Source organism: Methanococcoides sp. (assembly GCF_030594565.1).
Classification (GTDB): domain Archaea; phylum Halobacteriota; class Methanosarcinia; order Methanosarcinales; family Methanosarcinaceae; genus Methanococcoides; species Methanococcoides seepicolus.
The window spans coordinates 1-5391 of sequence record NZ_JAUVEY010000145.1 but is presented as its reverse complement, the minus strand read 5'-3'; the positions used below and the strand labels follow the sequence as shown (position 1 = coordinate 5391).

The following is a 5391-nucleotide window of genomic DNA, read 5'->3' as shown; positions in this document are numbered from 1 at the left end:
AGATCATTGAGATCATTGGGATAGATAACCGTGTTCAGCGCAAGATAGGCATTAAGGTCATTCTCTTTGATATCCCCTACAAAATCATTGAGACCATCAAGCGTAATATCACATGCTCTTGCCCTGAGACTGAATCTGTCGATAGAGAAGTAGACCCCGTCTGCATAGTCCCTGCACGCAGCCAGAGCTGCACGATTCTTGACACCCATCATAAGTTCAGGGATCTTTACAGATGATCCAGAGCAGTTCATGGAGTAGCATCGTAAATGATAGTTTAAATCAGTTATTGTTGAAAAAGAAAAGAAAAGAAAAGAAGGGATTGGAGTTAAAGGTCGATAACTTGCTCGACCGGAGCATATATTTCAGTAAGGATATCTTCAGGAGCAATCTCTTGCGGATCGTTCAGATATACCTCCCTCATTGAACCGAGAATAGCAAATCCATTCTCAGCCAGCCATGCAAAAAGAGCCTGATATGTAGGACCACATTCCTCATAAGGACCTTTGTGAATGGTCTTAGCCATTTTGCCACCAGGCAGTTCGTAACACTTGACACTACCAGTATCCCCTATCTTTTCTGATACAGGGATAACAACTTCCAGATCAGCGTTACCTTCAGAATTTGCCCTCAGGGCATCTTCTTCACTGGTCCCATGCATGACGAAAATTGGCGGACCGGCAATCTCAATATTGTTCCCAACAGCAAACTGGAATATCTCAGGGAACATTTCTGGAAGTAATTCGTAACTCCCGATCCTTCTGATTCCTATGACCAGTTGTGGTTCTATTTCAACTATGCTTATATCGGACATTTCAACACCTCACAATATCATTGCACAATATTACTTGCAACTATTTTTTTAAATAGTTACTCAATGGTTGATGCCAATGGTACTTTTATTATAAGCATTCCAATTGAACAATGGACAACTCCCTGGACATCATTCCCCAACAAATGGACGGGATACCCTGATAATAATAACTGACACCAGACCCCAGGCAAACGGAAGCCAGAGTGGGATGTTAAAGAAAAAAGCAGCAGCGTATGTCCAGACCCCGAGATAAGTGCCGATGAACTCTGCACTACATCCAATGATGACACCGGATACAAATACAATATTATCCCCTTTCTCAGACCAGAAATATTCACGTATGCCATATATCGATAATATCAGAAAGGTTAGCAAAAGGTTGTTTTCCCAGAATTGTACTGCCACGATCAGTGCAAGCGCAAAGATGAACAGGTCCCTGAAGATCGCTTTTTTCATGTAGTCCTCCATGCAGTAATAGAAAGCATAATTGTATAAATAAAATTTGGAGTTTATATTGGTCAAAGTAAGGGAACTAAGCCATCATCTTAGAGAAGAAAACAAACGGTTGAAGATAGGTCCAGCAGACCTAACTACCTCCAACCCTTTTCAGATAACATTGAAATACAACAGCAGTGCAAGTAATAACAATACGACACCTGTAACGAACCTTATCCCAGACCGTCTCTTCTCCCTGAATTGCATTACAGTTTCAGGACTCATCCCGAACGCCAGAAATACACCAAGTCCTAACACCGGAAGCACGACTCCGAAATTGTAGAGGAAGAGATATACAGCTCCCTCCAGCAGATTTGTCCTTGCTATTAACATGTCCAGTATAGAAAGATAAACGGCACCTACACAGGGAGCTTTGACCAATGAGAATAAACCGCCTGCGAAGAACGACAGAGCAAGAGCATTCTTCCCGTGTATGCTGTCCATAAAAGATACTATTGAACCCGGTGTTTTGAAGGTCGATCTTGAGTGACGCTTGAGGTGGTATGCGTCATAGATGTGCCAGATACCGAGTACCCCTATCAACACCGTCATGAACAATGTGATGGAATCCCTTGATCCGGGGAAGATAGTGACAGCTTTCAGAAAACTTATTCCGAATATCATGTAAGTGGTGAATATACCAGCGCAGAAACCACCGATGACCACCAGCATTTCTTTCTTTCCACCGTTGGAGGATATCGTGACCGAAGCCAGGAATGCCATCACCGCGAGAAGGCAAGGATTGAAGCCGGCGAGCAGGCCTGTGATCAGTACAATTAACGGTGAGAGTTCAAAGGAAGTAACGCTTCCATCAACATTTTTGGCTAAGGGTAAAGTACCATTGGCAGGAATTGCCGGTGCGTTCTCAATAGCTTCTACCAGAAGGCTTTCAAGTAATATATCATCCCCATCGTAATCGGAATAGGCGATAACCGTACTCTTGTTTATGACAATAGCGGGAACAGTGTATACTCCGTATCCTTTCATGATACTGTAGGAGGTCGCTACGTTGTGACTTGTGTAATTGATGCTTTCAAACCTGCCGATCACCGAATCTATGACAGGGGATGTTTGCTGGCATTTCAGGCAGCCATCCTCGTAGAAATATTCAACCATCACTCCGTCTGATCGGGCTGCTGAAGCAGAGAACATGCTTGAAATGACAAGCAGAAGTATCAATAAGGGCAATATCGATTTAGTGGCATACTGTCGTAGCACATGTCTGTTTGTCATATTCTCTCTCTGAAACCTTCTGTTTTGATATTTCCAGCACTTCACCGGTGTCTGCCGAGACATAACCTTCCAAAACATACAGATCGCTTATCTTCTGGCAAGCGCAACTGCGTTCCATGATCTCAACTTTCCAAATATTGTTTGCCTGCATAGCAGTGCCATTCTGGTCGTAAGGTGTTTCCTGGACAAAGGTTGTCCTGGTTAGCCTCCAATCAGGTTCTTTGAAGTAACGTGACATGTAATCGGATGCAACCGAATCGTTCATCGTGATTTCTACGGCTTGAGAGACATTAAAATTTGACCTCAACTGCAGATTGTCCTCCTGCTGAGAGTAACTGGCATAAACAAGGCCTACTCCCACAAGACAAAATATAACCACTACAGCTACTGCTACTACAACTAAATTTGATCTTTGCATAAAGTACCCCCTATTATATACAAATTATAATTCATCTAATATAAGGCTAATTAGCTGATTTTTTCATTGCATAAATTATGTACCTGGAAAGTTACTGCTAAGTTTAATTTGTGATGAGATATAAAGTTGAGTGTAGAGGAAAGAATAGTTCTTGGGGTTAAAACATGGATATGAAAGAATTTGAAGGTATGGTTTTCTGCCAGAGCTGTGGAATGCCTTTGGAGAAAGACGAAGATTTTGGAGCTAATGCCGACGGGACAAAGAGTGATGAATATTGTCTCTATTGCTACCAGAATGGGAAGTTCACACAACCTGATATTACTCTGGAAGAAATGATCGAGCAAACTTCAAAAGCAATAGATAAAGAGGGAGTTGACCTTCAGACACCCATTTGTGATGGAAACGTCCCGTGTGAGATCAATCAGGTGAATTTGATAACCAACCTGACAGAAGAAGACTGCCCTGACTTCACAGGTATTTGCCACTCCATTAAATTATGACTGCAATGCTCATGTTTTTTCGCAATTTCAACATGGATGAGGAAGAAAGTTGTTTCAGAAAATGCATATTTTTATATAAAGGAGCATAGTACTAACGAAGTCTTCAAAAACGAAAATGAGTGAATCAAATGATAAAAATAAAAGGACATGAAATTGACCCAGTAATTGTTAAGAACGCTGGTAATCGAAGAGCTATGCAATTCAAGAATAATATTATTACGGCTTTAAGAAGGGTAGGTGTTAATGAAAATGATATTGATGTCCCTCTTGAACGTCTAGCGATGAAAAAAACTCATGCTTCTGCAACCTGGTACCAGGATGGACATCGAATGCATTACACCCATGGCCTACAAAATAAATATGTAGAAAATCTTCATATCCTATCCAAGGTAATTGAGATCGAAGCAAATAGGGTTATTTCCGGGGAAAAACCACTGTCCGACTTTATTTTAGAGTTCAAAGAAGATAAAGATGTTCATGATAAGCGCAAAGAGGCACGAGAGTTTTTCGAATGTGCTCATGATGAGACCGATTTTGAGGTTATTAATAAAAAATACAAGGAAATGGCAAAAGAATTGCATCCAGATAAGCCAACTGGTGACACTGAGAAATTCAAGCAGCTAAATATTGCACATAAGGTATTGAAGAGAGAATTGACATAAGCTCCCTTCAGACCTCTTACTTTTCATTCCTCTCTGATCTGGCAGGATCCATTATACATCACCCTTACAAACCCGGATACACTACCGTAATTTTCCTTTGTACAGAACACGATACTCTTTTCACCGTATCCGGCTGAAAACGTAATGGTGCTGCTTGCAGGGTAGAATGTAGCCTTTTTAATACTTTTCCATTTCAGATTCTGGTCCTGACCGGAATGTGCAAGAAAACCTGCACCTGCTGCTGTGAGATTTCGGGCAAGGATCCCGACGATCACCAACAGGAAGTTCAACTTACTGTTCCTGCTGCGTTGTTCTGTTCTGGTGATGGTCATTACACTCTTATTGTCCATCTTGTAGGAAAGCATGTAATTATTCCCATAGTATGCGAATATGAACAGCGCCGCTAGCAAGAACATCGATCCTATCAAGATCAAGGCATACTTCATATCTCTCGCATTACTGCTGTTGGAATGAAGGTCACCACGGAGAACAGAAGGAAGCGTTATCAAAAGCACGATGCCAACTGTGAAGAAAGTTGCAATTCCCAGGACTTTTAGCAGTTCTTTCATAATGAACTTATTAGTCAATATTGAAACATCAATATCCCATTTCATCTCGTCTTTCATGTTCGTATTCCTCACCATCAGCAATAATGGACTGGTCGTATGTCAGCGGGATTCAGCTGTACGCTAATATGGAATAAGATTCATAAAATGATCATTAGCATTAGTTAAAGAATCCAAGATATTTAAAAAAATAGAGGTTGAGAGATAATCCCTCTCAACTAATTCTTAGCAGTAGGGTTCACTTGCAAGATATAGATCTATCAGTTCACTGATTTCTGCAAGAGATGATAGCCCATTACGATAACCATCGATTCCCGCACTCACATCACCAAAATCAATCAAACAGTCCTTATTTTTATCGTACTGATTGTATGGAATTACATGGTCTGCAGCTGGTTCGCCCCATCCAAAGTTCTGCGTGTACGTTGCAGCATTACTGTATGTTCTGCCATCATATGTGAATTCACCAACCCATATGCCAATACCGATCTCATTATAACTGGGGTTCAATATATTTGCCCTGTGCCCGGGAGAATTCATGAGCTATTGTAACACTTGGAGGTACCTTGAAAGCAATGTTCTCAGCACACCTATAGGATTCATAGCCAGAGCTCCCGATCCTTGTAGAGAAAGAGGTACCATCGTATGAATTGTGGCTGAAATAATCCTTGTCTATCATCTCTTGACTGTGCTCACTTGCCACATC

The 5391-nt window shown here is 41.3% G+C and carries 9 protein-coding genes and 1 pseudogene; 2 read left to right on the top strand and 8 right to left on the bottom strand.

Annotated elements, in window-relative coordinates; genetic code table 11:
* The 5 genes and pseudogenes from QAS77_RS10245 to QAS77_RS10225 form a co-directional block, all read right to left on the bottom strand.
* Positions 1-251, bottom strand: a pseudogene (locus QAS77_RS10245) (U32 family peptidase); the annotation flags it as partial.
* Positions 252-325: 74 nt separating this feature from the next.
* A complete protein-coding gene (locus QAS77_RS10240) occupies positions 326-811 on the bottom strand; it encodes a GyrI-like domain-containing protein (protein WP_305065386.1) in 486 nt (161 codons plus the stop codon).
* 129 nt (positions 812-940) lie between these two features.
* Positions 941-1267: a hypothetical protein gene (locus QAS77_RS10235; protein ID WP_250867856.1), complete on the bottom strand. Its 327-nt coding sequence runs from the start codon at positions 1265-1267 to the stop codon at positions 941-943.
* A gap of 150 nt (positions 1268-1417) precedes the next feature.
* Positions 1418-2539: a cytochrome c biogenesis protein gene (locus QAS77_RS10230; protein WP_305065384.1), complete on the bottom strand. Its 1122-nt coding sequence runs from the start codon at positions 2537-2539 to the stop codon at positions 1418-1420.
* Positions 2502-2957, bottom strand: a complete 456-nt coding sequence (locus QAS77_RS10225) for a hypothetical protein (RefSeq protein WP_305065383.1) — start codon at positions 2955-2957, stop codon at positions 2502-2504. The genes QAS77_RS10230 and QAS77_RS10225 overlap by 38 nt, the downstream gene beginning before the upstream one ends.
* A 164-nt stretch (positions 2958-3121) precedes the next feature.
* On the opposite strand from QAS77_RS10225, the gene QAS77_RS10220 reads away from it, so the two are divergent.
* Both QAS77_RS10220 and QAS77_RS10215 read left to right on the top strand, forming a co-directional pair.
* Positions 3122-3457 carry a zinc ribbon domain-containing protein gene (locus QAS77_RS10220; RefSeq protein WP_305065382.1) on the top strand — a complete coding sequence of 112 codons (336 nt, stop codon included), beginning with the start codon at positions 3122-3124 and terminating at the stop codon, positions 3455-3457.
* 128 nt (positions 3458-3585) lie between these two features.
* On the top strand, positions 3586-4119 hold the full coding sequence (locus QAS77_RS10215; protein WP_250867848.1) for a J domain-containing protein: 534 nt from the start codon (positions 3586-3588) through the stop codon (positions 4117-4119).
* A 23-nt stretch (positions 4120-4142) separates the two neighbouring features.
* On the opposite strand, the gene QAS77_RS10210 is transcribed toward QAS77_RS10215, so the two are convergent.
* The 3 genes from QAS77_RS10210 to QAS77_RS10200 all read right to left on the bottom strand — a co-directional run.
* A complete protein-coding gene (locus QAS77_RS10210; protein ID WP_305065381.1) occupies positions 4143-4745 on the bottom strand; it encodes a hypothetical protein in 603 nt (200 codons plus the stop codon).
* Positions 4746-4910: 165 nt separating this feature from the next.
* Positions 4911-5225 carry a CAP domain-containing protein gene (locus tag QAS77_RS10205; protein WP_305065380.1) on the bottom strand — a complete coding sequence of 105 codons (315 nt, stop codon included), beginning with the start codon at positions 5223-5225 and terminating at the stop codon, positions 4911-4913.
* The coding region (locus QAS77_RS10200) for a CAP domain-containing protein (RefSeq protein ID WP_305065379.1) at positions 5179-5391 on the bottom strand (213 nt) is incomplete at its 5' end. The genes QAS77_RS10200 and QAS77_RS10205, both read right to left, overlap by 47 nt.